The 20,879-nt window shown below is 62.7% G+C and carries 21 protein-coding genes; 6 read left to right on the forward strand and 15 right to left on the reverse strand.

Annotation, left to right across the window (positions count from 1 at the left end):
- Positions 1-92: 92 nt before the first annotated feature.
- Positions 93-1,349, reverse strand: a complete 1,257-nt coding sequence (locus tag ASD00_RS11125; protein WP_057206536.1) for a sarcosine oxidase subunit beta family protein — start codon at positions 1,347-1,349, stop codon at positions 93-95.
- Between the two features lie 228 nt (positions 1,350-1,577).
- On the opposite strand from ASD00_RS11125, the gene cysQ reads away from it, so the two are divergent.
- The gene (gene cysQ, locus ASD00_RS11130; RefSeq protein WP_025428153.1) at positions 1,578-2,354 is read left to right on the forward strand and encodes a 3'(2'),5'-bisphosphate nucleotidase CysQ; all 777 of its coding nucleotides are present in this window, start codon (positions 1,578-1,580) and stop codon (positions 2,352-2,354) included.
- Positions 2,355-2,517: 163 nt separating this feature from the next.
- Here the strand turns inward: cysQ and ASD00_RS11135 are convergent, their stop codons facing one another.
- A complete protein-coding gene (locus ASD00_RS11135) occupies positions 2,518-2,895 on the reverse strand; it encodes a response regulator (RefSeq protein WP_025428154.1) in 378 nt (125 codons plus the stop codon).
- Positions 2,896-3,166: 271 nt separating this feature from the next.
- Here ASD00_RS11135 and ASD00_RS11140 point away from each other — a divergent pair, with 271 nt between their 5' ends.
- On the forward strand, positions 3,167-3,679 hold the full coding sequence (locus tag ASD00_RS11140; RefSeq protein ID WP_025428155.1) for a DNA starvation/stationary phase protection protein: 513 nt from the start codon (positions 3,167-3,169) through the stop codon (positions 3,677-3,679).
- A gap of 71 nt (positions 3,680-3,750) precedes the next feature.
- Here ASD00_RS11140 and ASD00_RS11145 read toward each other — a convergent pair whose 3' ends face one another.
- Positions 3,751-4,506, reverse strand: a complete 756-nt coding sequence (locus ASD00_RS11145) for a Crp/Fnr family transcriptional regulator (protein ID WP_057206538.1) — start codon at positions 4,504-4,506, stop codon at positions 3,751-3,753.
- 212 nt (positions 4,507-4,718) lie between these two features.
- Here ASD00_RS11145 and ASD00_RS11150 point away from each other — a divergent pair, with 212 nt between their 5' ends.
- Positions 4,719-5,576, forward strand: a complete 858-nt coding sequence (locus ASD00_RS11150; RefSeq protein ID WP_025428157.1) for an SDR family NAD(P)-dependent oxidoreductase — start codon at positions 4,719-4,721, stop codon at positions 5,574-5,576.
- Positions 5,577-5,671: 95 nt separating this feature from the next.
- The gene (locus tag ASD00_RS11155) at positions 5,672-7,228 is read left to right on the forward strand and encodes a VOC family protein (protein WP_025428158.1); all 1,557 of its coding nucleotides are present in this window, start codon (positions 5,672-5,674) and stop codon (positions 7,226-7,228) included.
- 248 nt (positions 7,229-7,476) lie between these two features.
- Here the strand turns inward: ASD00_RS11155 and ASD00_RS11160 are convergent, their stop codons facing one another.
- The 11 genes from ASD00_RS11160 to speB form a co-directional block, all read right to left on the reverse strand.
- The gene (locus ASD00_RS11160) at positions 7,477-8,040 is read right to left on the reverse strand and encodes an NADPH-dependent FMN reductase (RefSeq protein ID WP_057206540.1); all 564 of its coding nucleotides are present in this window, start codon (positions 8,038-8,040) and stop codon (positions 7,477-7,479) included.
- A gap of 122 nt (positions 8,041-8,162) precedes the next feature.
- Positions 8,163-9,116 carry a ring-cleaving dioxygenase gene (locus ASD00_RS11165; protein WP_057206542.1) on the reverse strand — a complete coding sequence of 318 codons (954 nt, stop codon included), beginning with the start codon at positions 9,114-9,116 and terminating at the stop codon, positions 8,163-8,165.
- 214 nt (positions 9,117-9,330) lie between these two features.
- On the reverse strand, positions 9,331-10,110 hold the full coding sequence (locus ASD00_RS11170) for a carbon-nitrogen hydrolase family protein (RefSeq protein WP_025428161.1): 780 nt from the start codon (positions 10,108-10,110) through the stop codon (positions 9,331-9,333).
- On the reverse strand, positions 10,107-10,907 hold the full coding sequence (locus ASD00_RS11175) for an ABC transporter permease (protein WP_025428162.1): 801 nt from the start codon (positions 10,905-10,907) through the stop codon (positions 10,107-10,109). Before ASD00_RS11175 ends, ASD00_RS11170 begins: the two co-directional genes overlap by 4 nt.
- Positions 10,904-11,758, reverse strand: a complete 855-nt coding sequence (locus ASD00_RS11180) for an ABC transporter permease (RefSeq protein ID WP_025428163.1) — start codon at positions 11,756-11,758, stop codon at positions 10,904-10,906. Before ASD00_RS11180 ends, ASD00_RS11175 begins: the two co-directional genes overlap by 4 nt.
- A complete protein-coding gene (locus ASD00_RS11185) occupies positions 11,755-12,792 on the reverse strand; it encodes an ABC transporter ATP-binding protein (RefSeq protein ID WP_025428164.1) in 1,038 nt (345 codons plus the stop codon). The genes ASD00_RS11180 and ASD00_RS11185 overlap by 4 nt, the downstream gene beginning before the upstream one ends.
- 119 nt (positions 12,793-12,911) lie before the next feature.
- Positions 12,912-13,991 carry an ABC transporter substrate-binding protein gene (locus ASD00_RS11190; RefSeq protein WP_025428165.1) on the reverse strand — a complete coding sequence of 360 codons (1,080 nt, stop codon included), beginning with the start codon at positions 13,989-13,991 and terminating at the stop codon, positions 12,912-12,914.
- Positions 13,992-14,064: 73 nt separating this feature from the next.
- The gene (locus ASD00_RS11195; RefSeq protein ID WP_025428166.1) at positions 14,065-14,712 is read right to left on the reverse strand and encodes an amino acid ABC transporter permease; all 648 of its coding nucleotides are present in this window, start codon (positions 14,710-14,712) and stop codon (positions 14,065-14,067) included.
- Complete coding sequence (locus ASD00_RS11200; RefSeq protein WP_025428167.1) at positions 14,709-15,377, reverse strand: amino acid ABC transporter permease; 669 nt, start codon at positions 15,375-15,377, stop codon at positions 14,709-14,711. Before ASD00_RS11200 ends, ASD00_RS11195 begins: the two co-directional genes overlap by 4 nt.
- 64 nt (positions 15,378-15,441) lie before the next feature.
- Positions 15,442-16,218: a transporter substrate-binding domain-containing protein gene (locus ASD00_RS11205; protein ID WP_225906283.1), complete on the reverse strand. Its 777-nt coding sequence runs from the start codon at positions 16,216-16,218 to the stop codon at positions 15,442-15,444.
- A 111-nt stretch (positions 16,219-16,329) separates the two neighbouring features.
- Positions 16,330-17,391, reverse strand: a complete 1,062-nt coding sequence (gene speB, locus ASD00_RS11210; RefSeq protein ID WP_025428169.1) for an agmatinase — start codon at positions 17,389-17,391, stop codon at positions 16,330-16,332.
- Between the two features lie 222 nt (positions 17,392-17,613).
- Between speB and ASD00_RS11215 the strand changes: the two genes are divergently transcribed.
- Both ASD00_RS11215 and ASD00_RS11220 read left to right on the forward strand, forming a co-directional pair.
- Positions 17,614-18,660 (forward strand): LysR substrate-binding domain-containing protein, encoded by a 1,047-nt coding sequence (locus tag ASD00_RS11215; protein WP_025428170.1) that lies wholly within the window; start codon positions 17,614-17,616, stop codon positions 18,658-18,660.
- 18 nt (positions 18,661-18,678) lie between these two features.
- A complete protein-coding gene (locus tag ASD00_RS11220; protein ID WP_025428171.1) occupies positions 18,679-19,857 on the forward strand; it encodes an aminotransferase in 1,179 nt (392 codons plus the stop codon).
- Positions 19,858-19,965: 108 nt separating this feature from the next.
- Here the strand turns inward: ASD00_RS11220 and ASD00_RS11225 are convergent, their stop codons facing one another.
- Positions 19,966-20,811, reverse strand: a complete 846-nt coding sequence (locus tag ASD00_RS11225) for a DMT family transporter (RefSeq protein ID WP_025428172.1) — start codon at positions 20,809-20,811, stop codon at positions 19,966-19,968.
- Positions 20,812-20,879: the final 68 nt, after the last annotated feature.

Consider the following 20,879-nt stretch of genomic DNA (forward strand, 5'->3'; position numbering starts at 1 on the left):
GGATGGTCGTCATCCGGCTCGCGCCGATCTAGAGCGCCGTGCGTTCAGATGAACGCACAAAGGACGCTCTAGCACTTTGATTCTAGAGCATCTTATCCGCTTTCAGTGATTCCACTTGAAAGCGGCCCTGCCTCGTCGACCGCATAGCCCCGCGCGAAACGATCGAGCCGCAGGGCGCGCGCCACCGGGTGGGTGTCGTTCCTGGCGATGAGATGCGCGAAACAGTAGCCCGAGGCCGGCGTCGCCTTGAAGCCGCCGTAGCACCAACCGCAATTGAGGTAGAGGTTGTCGATCGAGGTGCGGTCGATGATCGGCGATCCATCCATGCTCATGTCCATGACACCGCCCCAGGCGCGCAGCACCCGGACGCGCGACAGGCCGGGGATCATCGACACCCCCTCCTCCATCACATGTTCGGCCGTCGCTAGATTACCGCGCTGGGCATAGGAGGAGTAACCGTCGATCTCGGCGCCGAAGACCAGTCCGCCCTTGTCCGACTGCGAGATATAGAAGTGTCCGCCGCCATAGACGATCACGTGATCGATGCACGGCTTCAGCCCCTCGGTCACGAAGGCCTGCAGCACGTGGCTTTCGAGCGGCAGCTTCAGGTCGGCCATCTCGCCGACGCGCGAGGAGTTGCCGGCCGCTGCCAGCGCCAGCTTGCCGCAACCGATGAAGCCCTTTGACGTTTCCACCCCGGTGACGACGCCATTCTCGCGGCGAATGCCGGTCACCTCGCAATGCTCGATGATGTCGACGCCGTGCTGGTCCGCCCCGCGCGCATAACCCCAGGCGACGGCGTCATGGCGGGCGGTGCCCGCGCGCCGCTGCAGGAGGCCCCCGAGGATCGGGTAGCGCGCATGATCATAATTGAGGAAGGGGATCATCTTCTTCAGTTGTTCGCGCTCGATCAACTCGGCCGCAACCCCTTCCATCCACATCGCGTTGCCGCGCCTGACATAGGCGTCGCGCTGGGCGTCGCTGTGGTAAAGCATGATGACGCCGCGCTGGGAGAGCATGACGTTGTAGTTCAGGTCCTGCTCAAGCCCTTCCCAGAGCTTCATCGAGAATTCGTAGAAGGGTTCGTTGCCGGGCAGCATGTAATTGGAGCGCACGATCGTGGTGTTGCGGCCGACATTGCCCGATCCGAGATAGCCCTTTTCGAGCACCGCGACGTTCTTCACGCCGAATTCCTTGGCGAGATAGTAGGCGGTCGCAAGACCATGGCCGCCGCCACCGACAATGATTACGTCATAATGGGATTTCGGCTGAGGCTGTCGCCATTGCGGTTTCCAGTTCAGGTTTCCGGAAAGGGCGTTCCTGACGATCGAGTATGCGGAATAACGCATGAAGTCATCCAGTTCAGTTGCGTCGGCACATTTGCACAGCCGGCGCGAGGAGCAAAGATGCAAGCTTCTCGCAGCTGCAAAAATCAAGCCGGCCATTTGCCGCAAGGCACGAAAACTCGCGTAACCGGCGCCTGCGACACGACATTTCGTAGGAACCGTCTAAAACTATGGGCAACTTCTGTCGTTGAGTGTGGTATGGCCCGACAAAGGCCCGAAAGACGACAGGCAATGCTCGACATTCTGCAAAAATCCGCGATCGCCGCCGGGCGCGCCATCCTCGACATCTACAACGCCGGCCCGGCAGTGACCTACAAGCCCGACTGTTCGCCCGTGACGGACGCCGACGCGTGTGCGGAGCGCATCATCCTGGCCGATCTTGCCGCCGCCTTTCCTGACATTCCCGTCGTGGCTGAGGAATCGGTCGCGGCCGGCTCCATCCCCGACATCTCAGGCAAGTCATTCTTTCTCGTCGACCCGCTCGACGGCACCAAGGAATTCATCGGCCGCCACAACGACTTCACCGTCAACATCGCGTTGATCGAAAACGGCGCGCCAGTTGCCGGCGTCGTCTACGCTCCGGCACTCGGCATCCTCTACGCCGCCGCCGGCGGCAAGGCACTGAAAGCAGTGGTCTCCGAAGCCTTTCACGTCGGACCTGAAACCGTGATCGGCTGTCGCAGTCGCGGCGATCGGCTGGTGGCGCTTGCGAGCCGCTCGCACAACAGTGCCGAGACCGTTGCCTATCTCGCCGAACATGGGATCACCGACTACGAGGCCGTCGGCTCCTCGCTCAAGTTCTGCCTGCTGGCCGACGGCCTTGCCGACGTCTACCCGCGCTTCAGCCGTACGATGGAGTGGGACACGGCCGCCGGCGATGCCATCCTGCGCGCGGCCGGCGGCGAGACGCTGACGATGGAAGGCACGCCGCTCACCTATGGCAAACGCAATCAGACGAGCGACAGCGATTTTGCCAATCCCTGGTTCGTCTCCCGCGGCAAGACCTGAGGCCGGAATCGGCCAGAACGAGCGTCATTACGATATGGACGTGAGACCGGTAACGCCTCGCCGCCACGCGATGTCATTTCACCATCGCCACCGCCGCTCTCAGCCGGTGGCTTGATGCAGAACCCGGCGAGATTAAGAGACCGAGGCTACGGCTCTAGCCGCCTCACCGCCTGGTGGCCGTGGCGATCAGGTTGCCGATCGAACTCTCGTTGAATGGCTTGTCGATCCTTGGGATACCCCGCAGATGCGCCGGGAAGATCTCCGCGTCGCCGTAGCCGCTGGTAAAGCCGAAACACAAGCCGCGGGCGAGGATCGCATCCGCTACCGCAAAGCTGGTCTCATCCTCGAGATTGACGTCGAGGATGATGAAATCGAACGACTGGGCGGCAATCAGCTTCATCGCCTGATCGGCGTTGGCGGCGATCTGGACATCGCTGATACCCATCGATTTCAGGATTTCTTCGGCATCCATCGCGATGATGAAATTGTCTTCCAGAACGAGCACTGTTCTGATCGACGGTGGAATCTCGATCGTTGGCATTCGGTCCACCTTTCGCGAGAACCATGCGCCGGCCGCAGAAGCGGTCGCCGCATTCAACCTTGATCTATAGACCCCGCGAACCCACCCGGCATTTAAAAAAGACATGTCGGGCACCCCCAGCGATTTTGTCGCATCTCTACCCGCGCCAGCGAAGGAACAAGGCGCGCTGGGGGGCGTTCAATAGGAAGCGGCGCATCGCCGGCTGAAAGCTGCATTCGCGGCCGCGTCTCGATACTCAGGATGAATTTCCGAAACGGATTGGAGAAAGATCATGGCACAGGCAGCCTCCGTGCTGAAACCGAAGGTCAAGGACGAGGAATTCGACATCGGGCTGAAGAAGGCCTATCGCCAGCAGATGGCGGCCGCGCTCTCCGACATTCTCGCCGACACGTACAAGCTTGTCATCAAGAGCCACATCTATCACTGGAATGTCGTCGGTCCGCTGTTCAAGCCGCTGCATGAACTGACCGAGGAACACTACAACACACTGTTCAAGGCCACCGACATCATCGCCGAGCGCATCCGCGCGCTGGGGCACCTGGCGCCGGCAAAGCTTGGCGAGGCCAATCAGTTTGCGCCGACCAGCGCCTCGGTGAACCACACGACCGCCGCCGAGATGGTCGCCGACCTCATTGCCGACCACGAGGCTGCGGCCCGACGCATGCGCGACGCCGGCACCAAGGCCGACGACAACGGCGACCTGGTGACGACGGACATGCTGACCGACCGGCTCAATTTCCATGAGAAGGCGCTGTGGATGTTGAGAGCGATCGTCGCCGCCTGACGACCGATGAACGGTGTCACCGAGCCCCGCCGTCCGGCGGGGCTTCTTGCATATCAGTCCAGACCGAAGCGTCAGATCAGCGGCCGCTTGGCCTCGCTGAAACCTTCCCAGCCGGCGATCGTCAGCAGGCCGTCGATATCGCGAACGTTGCAGCCCTTGTCCGCCCAGCGGATCATGCCACGCTCGGCCAGCTTCTTCAGTGTCTTGTTGGTATGGACGATCGAGAGGCCGAGCGTATCGGCCACGTGCTGCTGCGTAATCGGGATCGCCACGCGGCTGCCGTTGAAGAGGTCCAACGCCTTGGCACGCTGATAGAGAAAGGCGATGAGATAGGCGGCACGTTCCAGCGCCGACCGGCGGCCGATGCTCAAGAGGTTCTCGTCGAGGATGCGCTCTTCGCGCGCGGCGATCCAGGTCAGGTCATAGGCGAGATCAGGATAGCTGGTATAGAGCCGATTGAGCTTGCCGCGTTCGAAGACGCAGAGCGTGACAGGCGAGAGGGCCTCGATCGAATGCTGCATCTCCCCCATGAGGCTGCCCTGTAGTCCAACGAGATCGCCGGGCATGATGTAGTTGAGGATCTGCCGGCGCCCGTCGTCGAGCATCTTGTAGCGAAATCCCCAACCGCTCAGCACGGTAAAGAGATGGGCGCTGTGTGCGCCTTCCACCAGGATCGTCGCCCCGCCGTCGACTGCGAGTTCCCCTGTCTTGAACTGTGAGACGAAGGCCAGCTCGTCCGCGGTGAATGCCCGGAAATGATCGAGCTTGCGCAAGGGACAGCTTCCGCATGGGATGCGTTTGTCGTTGCGGGTTGCCGTTCCTGCCATCAATCCATCCGATACCTGTTGCGGCAGGCCACTCTGGCTACCGATGGTTCTTATCGGAACTAGTGTGCCCGGTCGGGGTGACAAGGTTTGGCGTGCTGAAAACGGATAGATTTCAGGCGCTTCAACGCTAGGCGCAACGGACCACAGTGATGGACAGGCGCCTCCTTGCGCCCTATCTCTTGCGTTCGATCCTGACCGCTGGAGCTTCCGCCATGTCTCACCCCGCCTTTGCCCCCGATCACCTTGCCGTCGTCACCGGCGCCGCTTCCGGCATCGGCCTTGCCAGCGCCCGCCGTTTCGCGCGGCTCGGCATGCGTGTCGTACTCGCCGATCTCGACGGCGAGCGCCTGACGCGAGCTGCAGCCGAGGTCGCAGAGTTGTCGTCGCAGGGCACGGACTATGTTGCAGCCATCCCGGCGGACGTTTCTCGCCTTGAAGAGATCGAAGCGCTGGAGCGCGACGCCCGCGCGCGCTTCGGGCCAGTCCATGTGCTGATGAACAATGCCGGCATTCAGCCCGGCAGCGCGATATTCGGCCCGCAGGCAAACTGGGAGGCGGTACTCGCCGTCAATCTCTGGGGCGTCATCAACGGTTCACGCGTCTTCGCCTCGCACATGACCGCCCATGGCCAGCCGGGCGTCATCATCAACACCGGCTCGAAGCAGGGCATCACCACGCCTCCCGGCGACCCCGCCTACAATGTTTCAAAAGCCGGCGTGAAGGCGTTCACCGAGGCGCTGGAACATGAATTGCGCAACATCGCCGGCGGCCAGGTCCACGCCCATCTGCTCATCCCCGGCTTCGTCTACACGTCGCTGACCGCAAGTGGCCGCACGGAAAAACCGGAAGGCGCCTGGACGCCGGATCAGACAGTAGACTTCATGATGGAAAGCCTTGAGCGCGGCGACTTCTACATCCTCTGCCCGGACAACGACGTGATCCGGTCGACTGACGAGAAACGTATTCTGTGGGCAGCCGGCGACATCGTCGAGAACCGGCCGCCGCTGTCGCGCTGGCACCCGGATTATGCCGACGCCTTCAAGGCCTTCCTCGCCAAGGAGCGGAGCTGACTTTTCCGCCCACGTGAACACAGCGTTCTCCGCCGCGGTTCTGGCGCCAGCGATCCGCATGTGGTTTGTGAGCGCATCATATCGGGAGACGAAAAATGACGAGCGGCATCCACCACATCACGCTGATTGCTCGCAAGGTGCAAGCGAACGTCGATTTCTACGTCGGCTTCCTCGGCCTGCGCTTGGTAAAGCGAACCGGCGGCTACGAGGATGCCACCCAGCTCCATCTCTTCTACGGCGACGCTGAGGGCTCCCCCGGCTCGCTTGTGACCTTCCTGATGTGGGAGGACGGCGCACCCGGCCGCGTTGGCCACGGCCAGCCAAGCGAGATCGCCTTTGCCATCGCGCCGGAAAGCATCGGCTTCTGGCTGACGCGGGCGCTCCAGTACAACATCAAGATTTCCGGTCCTGCCCAGGAATTCGGCGAACCGGTGCTGCGGCTCAAGGATCCCGACGGCGTCATCGTCAAGCTCGTGGGAACCAATGCGCTTTCGGCAGCGGCACCATGGAGCACGCGCGACATTCCCCAGGCAGACGCGATCCGGCGCCTGCGCGGAGCGACGATCCTGACGGAGCAGCCGGCCGACTCCGCCCGTTTTCTCGCGGAGCACTTCGGCTATAGCGAAACCGGCGCCACCGACACGATCCGCCGCTTCACCTCGCAATCGGGCGACATCATCGACGTGCGCGACGCCACCGGTTTCTGGACATCGGCACCCGGCACCGGCACGATCGACCATATCGCCTTTCGCGCCCCGGACAAGGAAACCGTTCTGAAGGTCCGCGACGACCTCAAACGTGACGATGCCGGCGTCATCAACGCCCACGACCGCAAATACTTCTATTCGCTTTATGTCCGCGAACCCGGCGGCTCGCTCTACGAGTTTGCAACCGACAAGCCCGGCTTCACCGTCGACGAGCCGAAGGAGACGCTCGGCACGGAGCTGTTCATCCCCGCCCATTTTGCCGACCGCACTGCGGAAACGCTGGTCAGCTTGCCGCAGTTCGCGCTGCCGGGGGAGCCGCGCCTGGCGGAGCGGGACCTGCCCTTCGTTCATCGCTTCTATCATCCGGAGACGCCCGACGACCGCACCTTCGTGCTCCTGCACGGCAGCGGCGGCAACGAGACGCAGCTTCTGCACCTCGCCCATCAGGTGGATCACGACGCCACGCTGCTCGGCGTTCGCGGTCGCTCCACCGAAGAAGGCTCGCCGCGCTGGTTCCGGCGCTATTCCTCGACCACCTTCGACCAGAGGGATGCGCGCTCGGAGGCCGACGCCTTTGCGGCCTTTCTTGAAGGCGCGCGCGATGGCTACGGTATCGATCTCTCAAAGGCCGTTTTCATCGGCTATTCCAACGGCGCCAACCTGCTGGGCGCGCTGATGACCTTGCATCCAGGCCTGATCCGGCAGGTGGTGTTGATGCGCTCGATGGTGGTTCTCGACGATATGCCGACGCCCGATCTCGCCGGCACGAACATCCTGCTTTTGACGGGCAAGAGCGACGGCTACGGCCAGTTTGCGCCGCGCCTCAAAACTGAGCTGGAGAAGACCGGCGCCAGGCTCACGGCCATCGATCTCGACATGGGGCATGAAATCGGCGCTCCCGATATCGCTGCCATCCAGCAATGGCTGACAGAAAACAGCGTCTGAGGGCTCGCGGACGAAGGAAGAGTTCGCGTTGGCAGCGTAGCAGGCGCACCCTCCATTCTCTCCGTCATGCTCGGGCTTGACCCGAGCATCAGGCTTGACCCGAGCATCCACGGCCTCAAGGCTTTGAGCCACGTTGCACCGACGGTGCGCGCGCAGATGGATCCTCGGGTCAAGCCAGAGGATGACAAAATTCGGTCTTTCGCCACCTCGTGGGAGGCTAGACAAGTGTCCCCTCAGGACTGAAGCCCTTAATTCCCACTCTTTGCCGCAGCAAAGTCTGCGAAAGCCTTGACGAAGGCGCGCAGACGGTCGCTCGCGTCCGTGTCCGTCAGCAGCCCGTCCTGATCGAACAGGCTTTCCGCGCGCGGCAGCATCAGCCGCTTGCCCGACCACAGCTCGGCGCCGAGCGTACGCATGACCGGCAGCCAGGCGTTTTGGCTGAGGATCGTGCCGAAATTGCCCGGCGACGCACCTGCGAGCGCAAAATGTCGCCCACGAAACACCTTGGCGATATCGGCCGATGGCCGGCTCAACCAATCGATCGCGTTCTTGAAAACCCCCGGCATCGAATTGTTGTATTCGGGTGTGAACAGGATCACGCCGTCGGCTGCCATGATCTTCTGTTTCAGCGCGGTAACGGCCTCGGGGACGCCGTCCCTGGCCTCGACATCGCCGTCATAGAGCGGAATGCCATGCAGCGTCGCGGTTCCGAATTCGACACCATCGGGCGAGGCTGACGCGGCAGCCTTCATCAGGCCTGTGTTGAACGACGCCTTCCTGAGGCTTCCTGAAATGCCGAGGATTTTCACCATGATCTGACCCTTTGCTGCTTGTTGCCGCCATCATGGGTCGATGCGACGGGAAAGCCAATGGGATCAGGGGGATGTAAAACCGAAAAAGCCGGGGACGAGCCCCGGCTTTCTGCTTTTGATCGTTATTCCAGCGGCTTCAGCCGTGCCTCGATCTGGGCCCGCTTCGGCTCCAGGAACGGCGGCAGCGACAGGCTTTCGCCAAGCGTTTCCATCGGTTCGTCGACGGCAAACCCCGGCCCGTCGGTGGCGATCTCGAACAGCACGCCGTTCGGCTCGCGGAAATAGAGCGAGCGGAAATAGTAGCGTTCGACCTCACCGCTCGACGGCAGGCGGAAGCCCTGCAGGCGCTCCGTCCACGCCGTCAGCGCATCTGTATCCGGCGCCCGGAAGGCGACGTGATGCGCCGCGCCGGCACCCTGGCGGGCGGGCGGCAGGCCGGGCTGAACGGCCACATGCAGTTCGGCTGCGGGACCACCTTCGCCCATCGAGAACACATGCACCTGGCCCTCGCCATCCGGCGACGGATAGCGTCTTGCCTCGGTCATGTTCATCACCTGCGTCAGCACCAGCTCGGTGTTGGTGATATCAGGCACGCTGATGGTGATGGCCCCAAGACCCTTGATCTGGTGCTCGGCCGGAACCGGGCTCTTTTCCCAGGGGTGCGAGGGTGAAAGTCCGCCGTCGTCGATCAACCGGAAACGCTGGCCTTCGCCGTCTTCGAAGTCGAGAGAGATGCGGCCGTCGATTTCGCGCACATCGCCGGCGGTCACCTTCATCTCGTCGAGGCGACCCTTCCACCAGCGAACACTATCGGCACTGCCGACCCGCAGGCCGGTGCGCGAGATGCTGTGCGTGCCGCGGCCTTCGCGTCCGACCGGCCAGTCGAAGAAGGTCAGGTCCGTTCCCGGGCTCGCTTTGCCGTCGGCGTAAAACAGGTGATAGGCGGTTGTATCGTCCTGGTTGACGGTTTTCTTGACCAGGCGCAGCCCGAGAACCTTGGTGTAGAAGTGCAGGTTCTCCGGCGCGTTCGCCGTGATTGCCGTCAGATGGTGAATACCCGTCAGTTGCAAACTCATGATTGCCTCCAATGCGTGGCTTTTCTGTTGAGCACAATATGGGGCGGCACGGCGATTGCGAAAGTGGACAATGTAGAACGCAATGTTCTTCTGGAGTGAACGATCTCCGCACAACCTCGGAGCCTTTCCAGGAAAAGCGCGAAGCAGTTCTTCGTCAGGAAATGCGTAAAACTAGGAGACAGAGCGTTTCCACGATCGTCCAAACCGGAGAAGCCTACGTGCGATTGAGATCACCGAGATAGGTATTTTCCAGCCGCGAGATCGCGAAGCTCGCCGGATTGATGTCGGCAAAAATCAGCGCCTCGTGGCCGGCGTCACCCTTGGCCAGCACCTGTCCGTCCGGCGATGCGATGCGCGAGAGGCCGGCAAAGGAGAACATCGGGTCCGAGCCGCAATGGTTGATATAGGCAACGAAGACCTGGTTCTCGAAGGCGCGCGTCTGGATCATGTGGTCGGTGATGAAGGTGCCCGACCATCCGGCCGGCAGCGCCGTCGGCACCAGCACCGCTTCGGCACCCGCCAATGCCAGCCTGCGCACATTCTCAGGAAACTCGACATCGTAGCAGATCAGCATGCCACAGGTGACGCCACGGTGGGCGAACAGCCGTGTCGACGGTTTTTCGGCCCTAAACAGCGACCGCTCGTAGTCGCCGTAGAGATGCGATTTGCGGTAAACGGTCGGCGTCGCATCGCCATCGACATAGACGGCGCTGTTATAGATGTCGTTGCCATCGAGTTCGGCGAAACCGGCGATCAGCGCGATGCCGCTTTCCCGCGAAATCTGCGCCAGGCGCCGGACGATCAGTCCATCCGCCGGCTCGGCGAGATCGCGGATCGCCCCCCCCGCGCCATACCCGGTAAGGCCGAGTTCCGGCGTCATCAGCAGCGTCGCTTCTCTCGCAGCCGCCTCCTTCGCCGCCCGCGCAAGGCGGTCGAGATTGGTGGCGACATCGCCGCAGGCCGATTGCATCTGGAGCGCGGCGAGCTTCATCATTTTCCGTCCGACGACATGGCGCCCAAAAGCTTCGGCAGGTCGCCGAAACGGGCAACGAGACCGAAGATCACGGCGGCCGTAGTGACGAACAGGATCGTCACCGACGCCATGGTCGGCGTGTAGCCGTAGCGAAGCGCATTGAAGATCTTGATCGGCAGCGTTTCCATGGTGAAGCCGACGGTCATGTAGGCAACGATGTATTCGTTGAGCGAAAGCACGAAGGCGAACGCGTAGCCCGAGACGATATAGGGCAGGATCAGCGGCAGGACGATGGTGCGAAAGATCGTGCGCTCATCGGCCCCCATGGTCGCGGCTGCCTCGACCAGCGATCGGTCGATCGCGGTGAAGCCGAGCGACAACGTCACCAGCGGCAGCGTCACGAAGAAGATCGCGTGGCTGACGACCGCCGTCCAGGGCTGGCCGTAGAAGCCGACCGTTGCCCAGAAGGTGAGCATGCCAAGCGCGGTGATCACGGGCGGCAGCGTAAAGGGCGCGACGCCGAGCAACTGGAAGATATTGGCCCAGGGCGCGATCCGGCGCCAGAGGAACCAGGCCAGCGGCAACGCTATCGCAACGGCAAGGGCCGCCGACAGCAACGCCAGCGTGACGGAGGCGAAAAGCGCGCTGCGCCATTCCGGATTGAGGAAGATCTCGCCGTACCAGGACAGCGAAAAGCCCTGTGGCGGGAAAGCCAGCGTCTGCTTGGCATTGACCGATACACCGGCAACGACGATCAGCGGCAGCGCCAGGAAGAGCCCGATCAGGAAGAAGTAGGCCTTGCGGAAGATCGAGGTCATACCGCTTCTCCCTTGCGTCCGGCAATCACGGTCAGCGCCACGAGCCCGAGCGTCACCAGCACCAGGAACACCGCCATGGCCGCGGCAAAAGGCATGTTCGACTGGTAGATCGCCTGGTCGGTGATCAGCACCGACAGGGTCCAATGCTGCGGCCGGCCGAGCAGCTGCGGCAGCAGGTAGGAACCGAGCGCGAAGATGAACACCATGATCAGCGTTGCAGTGATGGTGTTTCTGAGCGCCGGCACGACGACGGTGAAGAAGGCTTTGAGCGGCGATGCGCCAAGCGTCCGGGCAGCCTCCGTCAGGGTCGGGTCAAGCCGCACAAGTGCCGGGAAAAGCACCAGCACCGTATAGGGGAAAGCCTGGTAGACCATGCCGGTCAGCACCGCGCCGAAACTCGGGGTCAGTGCCTTCGCCTCGCTCATGATGCCGAGCGCCACCAGAATGTTGGTAATGCCGGCCGTGCGAGAGAACAGCGTCGACCAGGCAAAGCCGATGATGACTTCCGACAGCGACAGGATCGACAGGAGCGCCACGAGCCAGAGCACCTGCACCTTTCGTCCCATGCGGGTCAGCATGTAGGTAAAGGGCAGCGCCAGCACGACGCAGCAGATCGCCACGGTGATGGCGAGCAGCAGCGAAAAGCCGAGCACACCGCCGAAGAAGGCGGAGAGGAAGCGCGCATAATTGTCGAAGACGAAGGCCGGCGTGTAGAAGCCGCCCTGCTGGCGCTGGAAGAAGCTGACGGCGATCATGGTGCCGAAGGGCACGACGAAGAAGATCGTCAGCATCGCCGCGGGAAAGAGGAGCGGCGCGTAATCGCCAAGGGTCTGGGGCGGTTCGCGTCTCATTTCTTCAACACCACGCAAACGTCGGGGGTAAGCGCAATGCCGACCTCCTGGCCGACGGTGACGTCTGGCCGGCCGCGCGGCGTCGAGACCGCGACGATCTGCCGGCCGGCAATGTCGACGAAGGTTTCGATCGTGCCGCCGAGATCGCGCACAAAGGTGACCTTGCCAGTGAGTGCGCCGGCACCGGGTGCGGTCAGGTGCACATCTTCAGGACGAACCGACAGCGTTCCCTTGGAAGCGCCTGCAGGCAATGCAAGGCCGGCAATCGGCTGCCCCAGCACCTCGACGCGGCCGGCACTGTCGGCCTGCACCTCGAGAAGATTGGTCTGGCCGATGAAGTCGGCGACGAAGCTGTCGGCGGGGCGGCGATAGATCTCGATCGGCGACGCGGCCTGGCGGATCTCGCCACCGTTCATCACGACGACCGTGTCGGCCATGGTCATCGCTTCGCGCTGGTCGTGGGTAACGACGATGGTGGTGATGCCGAGCTTCTGCTGCAGCTGGCGCAATTCCACCTGCATCGCCTCGCGCAGCTTGGCGTCGAGTGCCGACAGCGGCTCATCGAGAAGGAAAAGTTTGGGCGAGATCGCCAGTGCGCGCGCGATCGCGACACGCTGGCGCTGGCCGCCTGAAAGTTTGGCAACGGGCCTGTCGGCATAACCGGTCAGATGGATCATCGACAGCAGTTCGTCGACGCGCTTCTTCTGGTCTTCCTTTGCCGCACCGCGGATGCGCAAGGGGTAGGCGATGTTCTCGCCGACGGTCAGATGCGGGAAAAGCGCCAGCGACTGAAACACCATGCCGAGATTGCGCTTGTGCGTCGGCACATGGGTGATGTCGTCGCCATCAAGTTGGATCGCCCCGCCGGTCGGCAGGTCAAGGCCGGCGATCATGCGCAAAAGCGTGGTCTTGCCGCAACCGGACGGGCCGAGCATGCAGACGAACGTCCCGTGCGGCACGTTGAGGTCGACATTGTTGACGGCTCTGAAGGATCCGAATTCCTTGACGACGTTTTGAAGGGCGAGTCCGGACATTGTCTCTCCGCGGGATAGTCCCCTCCCGTCTGCGGGAGGGGTGGCAAGGGAGACGATGCCCCCTTTCGTTTAAGCTCCGGCCCTCCCCTTTAAAAAAGCGGAGGGCCAACGTCTTGTCATCAGCCGACGATCAGCTCGGTCCACTTCTGGTTGAGCCAATCGGACTTGGACTGATAAAGGTCGTAGCGCGGCACGATCGGCTCGATGTCAGACGAAACGGCTGCAAATTCCTTATCCGTCAGATCGGTGACTTCGCGCTTGACGGTCGGCGACGTGCCGACCTTGCGCGACAGGGTCGCCTGGATCGAAGGCTGGCACATGTAGTCGATGAAGACATGGGCTTCCTCGGACTTCTGCGAGGCGCGCGACAGTGCCCAGCAACCGGAATCCTGGATGCCGCCTTCCTTCGGGAAGGTCGAGCGCACCGGATTGCCGTCGGCGGCCGCAAGGCCGGTCACGTCGTGATAGTACTGGCCCATCGGGATTTCACCCGACTTCAGCGACTGCTCGAACTGTGCCTCGTCGCGGTACCAGAGCCGGACGTTCGGCTTAACCTCGGCGAGCTTTTCGAAGACCTTGAGGATGCCCTCTTCGGTATCAAGCGCATTGGTGCCGCCGAAGTAGGTCTTGGCGGTCACTTCCAGTAGGAAGGAGTTGGAAACCAGCGCCAGCAGGCCCAGCTTGTCGGCATTTGCCGGATCCCAGAACGCGGACCAGGAGGTCGGCGCTTCCTTGTAGACATCGGTGTTGGTGACCAGCGTGATGTACCAGGACACGGCCCCGATGCCGGCAACGCGGCCATCCGGATATTTGTTGACGAAGCGGTCGAGCAGGTTCGAGCTGTTCTTGATCTTCGCCATGTCGATCGGCGTCCACAGCTCGGTCGACTGTCCCTTGAGCATCGCCACCTGCGACATCATCGAAACGTCGGCCGGCGCCTGGCCGGCGCGTGCGGCCTGCTCCAGCTGAACGAGCCAGGCTTCGCCGGTCGGCTCGGCGATCGATTCGATCGCAATGCCCGTCGCCTTGGTGAATTCCGGGAAGATGTTCTTGTCGAACGAGGTTTTGAAATAGCCGCCGTAAACGCCGACCTTCAGCGACTTGTCCTGGGCGCGCAGTACCGAGGGCATCGCCAGCATCGAAGCGCCGGCAAGACCCGCGCCGAGCAGCGTGCGGCGCTTGATGGAAGTGGTGATCATCATCTTTCTCCTTTGTTTCGGCGGTGATCCGCCTTGTTCCCTGTTCTCTTTGATTTCTTGCACATTTTCGGTCTCAGTGCGCGGGCATTTTGCGTTCCAGCATGCGTGCATATTGTGTCAGCGGATAACACAGCACGAAGAAGATCACCGCGACCAGCCCATAGACCGTGAAAGGTTCGAAGGTTGCATTATTGATCGCATTGGCGGTTCTGAGAAGCTCCTCGAAGCCGATGATCGACGTCAGCGCCGTGCTCTTGATGAGCTGGACGAGGAAGCCGACAGCCGGCGGCCGGGTGATCGCGAACGCCTGCGGCAGGATCACCAGGCGCAGTTCCTGCAGGCGATGCAGCCCGAGGCTGGCGCCGGCATCCCACTGGCCGGCCGGCAGGGCTTCGACGCCGCCGCGCCAGATCTCGGCAAGATAGGCGCTGGCATAGAAGGTCAACCCCAATGCTGCCGCGGTCCATGGCTCGATGCGAAAGCCAAGCATCGGCAGACCGAAGAACATCAGGAACAGTTGCATCAACAACGGCGTGCCCTGAAACAGCGCGATGTAGCCCGAGCCGAACCGACGCAGCCACTTCTGTTTCGATATGCGCGCAAACAGGATCATCAGGCCGACGGCAGCCCCACCGGCAAAGGCGACAAGCGATAGAAGCAGCGTCCAGCGGGTCGCAAATACCAGATTGCGCAGGATGTCCCAGAAGGTGAACTCGATCATGACACGCCCGCCCCAAGCATGCGCCGGCCGCCCGCCACGAACAGACGGCGGATCATCATCGACAACGCGAGATAGATCAGCGTGACGACAAAATAGGTTTCGAAGGATCGGAAGGTCCGCGCCTGCAGCAGGTCCGCCTCATGGGCGAGTTCCCGCACGGCGATCTGCGACACGACCGCCGATTCCAGCATCATGATGATCACCTGGCTGATCAGCGCCGGAAAGATGACCTTCAGAGCCTGCGGCAGAATGATCTTGACGAACACCTGCCGTGGCCTCAGCCCGAGTGCAAAGGCTGCCTCGCCCTGGCCCTTCGGCACGGCGTCAAGGCCGGCACCGACGATCTCCGTGGTGTAGGCCGCCATGTTGAGCGTCATCGCCAGGATCGCCGCGACGATCGGATCGAGCCGGATGCCGAGGCTCGGCAGACCGAAGTAGATGAAGAACAACTGCACCAGGAACGGCGTGTTGCGGATCACTTCGACATAGACGGCAACCGCCTTGCGCAGCACGCCGTAACGGCTGCGGCGGGCGGCTGCAAAGACAATGCTGATCAGAATGCCGAGCACCATGGTGCAGGCGATCAGAAAGAGCGTCATCGCAGCGCCATGGGCGATCGCGCCCGCGGCATCCCGAAGCCACCCGAAATCGAGGCTGTAACCCATCGTCGCAACCTTTCCCCGAAAGGCACCCACGGAGACGCATGTCCCCGTGGGCGTCAAGTGCTGATTAGTCTTTCAGGTTTTCGGGGTTGAGCGGCGTCTTCAGCCAGGCCTCGGAGCTGGCATTCAGCTTGCCATCGGCAAGCATCTTAGCAACCGCGTCGTTGACGGCCGTCTTCAGGGCTTCCTCGTTCTTGTTGAGGCCGATATGCGACGGCGAGGTCAGGAGCTGGAACTTCTGTTCCGGCTTCAGCGCCTCCTGGCGGGCCAGCACCTGCGCACCGACGTCGTTGCCGACGACCATCAGCTGGGTCTGGCCGGAGATGAACGCCTGGATCACGGCATTGTAGTTGTCGAAGCGCTGGATCGCGGCGGTCGACGGCGCTGCCTCGGTCAGCGACGTATCTTCCAGCGTGCCGCGGTTGACGGCGATCGTCTTGTCCGCAAGGTCGTCCTTGCCGGCAACCTTGAGCTCAGCCGGACCGATGACCGCGATGTAGTAAGGTGCGTAGGCCGCGGCGAAGTCGATCACCTCGGCACGTTCCTTGGAGAAGCCGACGCTCATCAGGATGTCGACGCGCTTGTCGTTGAGATAGGGAATGCGGTTCTGGCCGGTGACGCTGACCAGGTTGAGCTTGACGCCGAGGCCGTCGGCGATCTGCTGGGCGACATCGACGTCATAACCCTTGATGCTCATGTCGGCACTGGCCGAGGAGAAGGGCGGGAAGTCCGAGAAGATGCCGACATTGATCTGGCCGGCCGACTTGATGTCGGCGAGCGCGTCGGCACGTGCGATACCGGTTGCCGCGCCCAGCATCAGAGCGGCGGCGAATGCTGCTTTCATCGTCTTGTGAAGTGTCATTGTCGTTCCCCTGTCCGGAAGCATTGTTGGTTGTGGCATTTGCTGGTCGGCCGCCGCTTCCAGTCCGGCAGCCGACAATCTTTCTTTCAGGCGTCAGGCGGACTTGCCGGTAACGGCCGGGCTGAACACCATGAGGCTGAGGATCTCGAACAGAACCTGGGCGCCGGCATGCGCCGTGTTGGTCGTCGCGTCATATTGCGGCGCGACCTCGACGACGTCGCCGCCGACAAGGTTGATGCCCTTGAGGCCGCGGATCAGTTCCAGCACTTCGCGGGTGGTGAGACCACCGATTTCAGGCGTGCCGGTGCCCGGTGCAAAGCTCGGATCAACGCTGTCGATGTCGAAGGAGAGATAGGTCGGGCCGTCGCCAACGATCTTCTTGGCCTTCTCGATGATCGCGGGAATGCCGAGACCGGTGACTTCCTCCGCATGGATGACGGTCATGCCGGACTCGTAGGAGAACTCCCAGAGATATTCGGCCGAGCCGCGGATGCCGATCTGCACGACACGGGTCGGATCGAGCACACCGTCGAGCACCGCGTTGCGGAACGGGCCGCCATGGTGGAACTTGGTGAGGTCGTAGGCGCCGCCGGTGTCGCAATGGGCATCGATGTGGATCATGCCGACCGGCTTCTTCTTGCCGACGGCTTTCAGGATCGGATGGGTGATCGAATGGTCGCCGCCAACAGACAGCGGAATGACGCCGGCATCGACGATCTGGTTGATGCGCTTTTCGATATCGTCGTGGCTAAGCTCCAGCCGGTAGCGGCTCTGGAACGGCACGTCGCCGATGTCGGCGACACGCAGTTCGTGAACCGGCGCGCAACCGAGCACATGGTTGTAAGGGCCGATGCGCTCGATCGAACGCAGCGCCCGCGGTCCGAAGCGCGAACCAGGACGGTTGGTGACGCCAAGATCCATGGGGATGCCGACGATCGCGACCTGCAGATTGCCGAAATCGGGCTCGTCCGCATCAACAGCCATGTGCGGCGCCGTCAGGAAGGTCGGGATGCCGGAATAGGGCGCAAGGCGCGTGCCGCTCTTGGTGAAGATCTTGTCGGCGACGCGGCGGAAGGTCGGGTCGAACAGCTCGCCGCCATGGCTTTCACCGTATTTCGCCTTGAGTTCGCCAAGCTTCTTTTCGTCCCAGGCCATCCGCTCAAACCTCCGTCATGTCAGCCGGGGAATGCGCACAAAGGCGCCACAGATCAGCATCTGCGGATGGGGCCGGTTCTCTCCGGCTCAATCAAGTTCCCCAGGCTTTTTGCCCTGTTGAGTTCCATTAGGTGACAAATCCTCTGGAAAATCAATTGACATTGTTATAGCGTTTCGTGTGAGAAAAATTCACATGACAACAGCCCGCCGGAACCAAGCTTTTTGTCCAGCCGCCTGCCGCCCCTGAACCCCTTGCGCGCCTTCGAGGCGACGGCGCGCCGTGGCTCCGTGTCGGCTGCCGCGCGCGAACTGAACGTGACGCACGGCGCCATCAGCCACCAGATCCGCGCGCTCGAACTCTCGATCAACGCCACGCTATTCGTGCGCGGCGGAAAGCGGCTGAAGCTGACGCCGCAGGGCGCGCTGCTACTTCCGGCGGTTACCCACGCCTTTGCCGAAATCGCCGCCGCAACAGCCGCCATGACGCGCCCGACCACCAGCGGCGAGTTGCGCATCACCTGCGTCCCCGCCCTGCTCTCCTTCTGGCTGATCCCGCGCCTGCACCTCTTCACCGAGCAGTTTCCCGATGTGCGGCTGACGCTGATCGCCTCCAATGATGCCGCCTATCTCGATGCGTCCGATGTCGACGTCTGCCTGATCTATGGCGACGGCAACTGGCCGGGCTGCTGGTCGAAGCTCTGGAGTCGGCTGGAACTGTTCCCGGTCGTCAGCCCGACATTGCTGAATATGCGGCCGTTGCGCTCCGTGCGCGACCTGCGCGACCATGTGATGCTGCATGGCGACGACGGGCGCGAATGGAACACGTGGCTGGCAGCGGCCGATGCCAGCGACCTGCAGCGCGGTCGCCAACATTTCATGAGCGATGCGCGGCTTTCGACCGAAGCGGCGCTGCACAATCAGGGTGTCGCGCTTGGCGACACCATCACCGCCGGCAGCCTGATCGCGCGCGGCGAGTTGATCGCTCCCTTCGACCTGACGGTTCCGGCCAACGACGCCTTTTACGTCGCCTGCCGCAATGAAGTGCTGGCCGCCCCGATCGTGCGTATCTTCATCGACTGGATGTTCTCGGCGCTGGAAAACGACCCGATGCCGGAACTGCAGACCTCCGCGCGCACGATTATTCGCAGCCGAGCCTCGAAATCCGAGCCGACAGACCGTAAATCGGTGAAGGACGGTTTTCAGCCGGTTTCAGCTCCGGCCCGCGGCCGGCGCACGGAACGCCCACAGAAACGCAAGAACAAAGCCTGAGCCATAGGAACACCTGCCATGCCGCATTTCAATCCGCTCGTCGAAAAGCTCTCGTCGCCGCCCGTGCCGTCGGTGCTCGCCTGGGCGAAAAGCTATGATGGCTCCCGCGGGCCGCTGATCGACCTCTCGCAGGCGGTGCCCGGCTATCCGGCGCACCCGGACATGCTGGCATGGCTGGGCGAAGCCGCGGCGTCGACTGCCTATACCGGCTATGGCGCGATCGAGGGTGAAGCGGCGCTGCGCGAGGCCTATGCCGCGCATGTGGCAGGCCTTTATCGCGCCGCGATCACGGCCGACAACATCCACATCACCTCTGGTTGCAACCAGGCATTCATCTGCACCGCGATGGCGATCGCCTCAGCCGGTGATACGATCCTGATGACCAACCCCTATTACTTCAACCAGGAAACGACGCTCGCCATGCTCGGCATCAATGTCGAGCTGGTGCCCTGCGACGCCGGCGCCGGCTTCCTGCCGGAGATCGACGCAATCACTGCTGCGCTGCGGCCGGGTATCCGGGCGCTCGCGCTGGTATCGCCGAACAATCCGACCGGCGCGATCTATCCGCCCGAGCTTCTGTCGCGCATCTACGAAGTTTGCCGCGCCAACGGCACCTGGCTGATCCTCGACGAAACCTATCGCGACTTCCTGCCCGATGCCGGCGCTGCACCGCACGGCCTGCTGCAGACGGAGGGATGGCAGGACAGCTTCATCGGCCTCTACAGCTTCTCCAAATCCTTCTGCATTCCGGGCCATCGCCTCGGCGCAATCACCGCCGGGCCGGCGCTGGTCGAGCAGGTCACCAAGATCATGGACAACCTGCAGATCTGCGCGCCCCGTTCGGCGCAGGCCGCGGTCGCCAAGGCTATTCCAGCACTTGCCGATTGGCGTCTCGGCAATCGCGCCGAGATCGCTGCGCGTACAGACGCGCTGCGCGATGTCATGGGCCGGCTGCCGCAATGGAAGTTGCAGGCGATCGGCGCCTACTTCGCCTATATCCGGCATCCCTTCGCGGACATCGATTCGCAGTTCGTGGCCGAGAAGCTGGCGAAACTCGCCGGTGTCATCTGCCTGCCGGGCGACTACTTCGGCGAAGGCCAGGAAAACTACCTGCGCTTTGCCTTTGCCAATGCCGACGCGGGCACGATCCGCCAACTGGAAGAGCGGCTCGCCGGCTTCAACCTTCCCGGCCTGTAACAGGGCAAGAGCGTATCCGGTTTCGACGCAGCCGCGGAAACGCTCTTGCTCCATGTTTTTACACATTTCCTGACGGAAGACCGCGTTCGCACCTTTCCTGGAAATGCTCTAACCGCGGCGGGCGATCAGGATGCCGACAAGCACGATCGCCCCGCCGATTGCCTGCATCAGCCCGACCGGCTCGGAGAGCAGTATCCAGGCGAGGATCGCCGCGACCACCGGCTGCAGCAAAAGCGTCAGCGACGAAAACGCCGGCGGCAGATAGGCGAGCGCATAGGTGATCGCCACCTGCCCGCCCGCATGGCTGACGAAGGCGAGGCCGAACAGCATCGACCAGCCGAAGAGCGTCGGCGGCAATAGCGTGGGCTCGGACAGAAGCACGATCGGCAGCATGCAGATGGCGGCGGATGCCGTGCTCCAAACCATGATCCGGATGGTGCTGAACAGGCTGCGCAGCCGCCCGATTGCCAGGATGTAACCGGCATAGAACATCGCAGCGATGACGGCGACGCCGTCGCCCAGCAGATTGCCGTCGGCAAGCGCCATCGGGCCGCCCTTGAGGATGATCACGCCGGCGACCGCCGTCGCAAGTCCGATGGCAAACACGGTGCTGATGCGGGCGCGAAAAAGCAGCCAGCTCGCAAGCGTCACGAAAACGGGGGCAAGGTTGGCCAGCAGGGTGGCATTGGCGACCGACGTCTTGGTCAGCGCATAGTGCCAGGCGGCAAGGTCGATTGCGAGGAAGACACCCGGCAGCACCAGCAGCGCATACTCCGACAGCCGCTCGGGCCGCCGGTCGGACGCCGGCGCCCCACGAAACCAGGACCAGGCGAGAAGCGGGATCAGCGCCAGCGCCACGCGCCAGAAGGCCGTCGCCATCGGTCCGACCTCGGACAGGCGCACGAAGATCGGCGAGCCGCCGATCGCAGCCCCGCCGATCAGCAGGGCAGCCATGGCAAGGCGATTATGAGAAGAGGCGGCGGCGGGTGCTGAGGTCACGTCAATGTCCGGCTCTCTGCTGG

Source organism: Ensifer sp. Root31 (assembly GCF_001424825.1).
Taxonomy (GTDB): Bacteria; Pseudomonadota; Alphaproteobacteria; order Rhizobiales; family Rhizobiaceae; genus Ensifer; species Ensifer canadensis.

Excerpts from the sequence above, each read along its gene's own strand:
- ASD00_RS11125 (WP_057206536.1), bottom strand. The coding sequence starts at position 1,349 with ATGCGTTATTCCGCATACTCGATCGTCAGGAACGCCCTTTCCGGAAAC.
- cysQ (WP_025428153.1), top strand. The coding sequence starts at position 1,578 with ATGCTCGACATTCTGCAAAAATCCGCGATCGCCGCCGGGCGCGCCATC.
- ASD00_RS11135 (WP_025428154.1), bottom strand. The coding sequence starts at position 2,895 with ATGCCAACGATCGAGATTCCACCGTCGATCAGAACAGTGCTCGTTCTG.
- ASD00_RS11140 (WP_025428155.1), top strand. The coding sequence starts at position 3,167 with ATGGCACAGGCAGCCTCCGTGCTGAAACCGAAGGTCAAGGACGAGGAA.
- ASD00_RS11145 (WP_057206538.1), bottom strand. The coding sequence starts at position 4,506 with ATGGCAGGAACGGCAACCCGCAACGACAAACGCATCCCATGCGGAAGC.
- ASD00_RS11150 (WP_025428157.1), top strand. The coding sequence starts at position 4,719 with ATGTCTCACCCCGCCTTTGCCCCCGATCACCTTGCCGTCGTCACCGGC.
- ASD00_RS11155 (WP_025428158.1), top strand. The coding sequence starts at position 5,672 with ATGACGAGCGGCATCCACCACATCACGCTGATTGCTCGCAAGGTGCAA.
- ASD00_RS11160 (WP_057206540.1), bottom strand. The coding sequence starts at position 8,040 with ATGGTGAAAATCCTCGGCATTTCAGGAAGCCTCAGGAAGGCGTCGTTC.
- ASD00_RS11165 (WP_057206542.1), bottom strand. The coding sequence starts at position 9,116 with ATGAGTTTGCAACTGACGGGTATTCACCATCTGACGGCAATCACGGCG.
- ASD00_RS11170 (WP_025428161.1), bottom strand. The coding sequence starts at position 10,110 with ATGATGAAGCTCGCCGCGCTCCAGATGCAATCGGCCTGCGGCGATGTC.
- ASD00_RS11175 (WP_025428162.1), bottom strand. The coding sequence starts at position 10,907 with ATGACCTCGATCTTCCGCAAGGCCTACTTCTTCCTGATCGGGCTCTTC.
- ASD00_RS11180 (WP_025428163.1), bottom strand. The coding sequence starts at position 11,758 with ATGAGACGCGAACCGCCCCAGACCCTTGGCGATTACGCGCCGCTCCTC.
- ASD00_RS11185 (WP_025428164.1), bottom strand. The coding sequence starts at position 12,792 with ATGTCCGGACTCGCCCTTCAAAACGTCGTCAAGGAATTCGGATCCTTC.
- ASD00_RS11190 (WP_025428165.1), bottom strand. The coding sequence starts at position 13,991 with ATGATCACCACTTCCATCAAGCGCCGCACGCTGCTCGGCGCGGGTCTT.
- ASD00_RS11195 (WP_025428166.1), bottom strand. The coding sequence starts at position 14,712 with ATGATCGAGTTCACCTTCTGGGACATCCTGCGCAATCTGGTATTTGCG.
- ASD00_RS11200 (WP_025428167.1), bottom strand. The coding sequence starts at position 15,377 with ATGGGTTACAGCCTCGATTTCGGGTGGCTTCGGGATGCCGCGGGCGCG.
- ASD00_RS11205 (WP_225906283.1), bottom strand. The coding sequence starts at position 16,218 with ATGAAAGCAGCATTCGCCGCCGCTCTGATGCTGGGCGCGGCAACCGGT.
- speB (WP_025428169.1), bottom strand. The coding sequence starts at position 17,391 with ATGGCCTGGGACGAAAAGAAGCTTGGCGAACTCAAGGCGAAATACGGT.
- ASD00_RS11220 (WP_025428171.1), top strand. The coding sequence starts at position 18,679 with ATGCCGCATTTCAATCCGCTCGTCGAAAAGCTCTCGTCGCCGCCCGTG.
- ASD00_RS11225 (WP_025428172.1), bottom strand. The coding sequence starts at position 20,811 with ATGGCTGCCCTGCTGATCGGCGGGGCTGCGATCGGCGGCTCGCCGATC.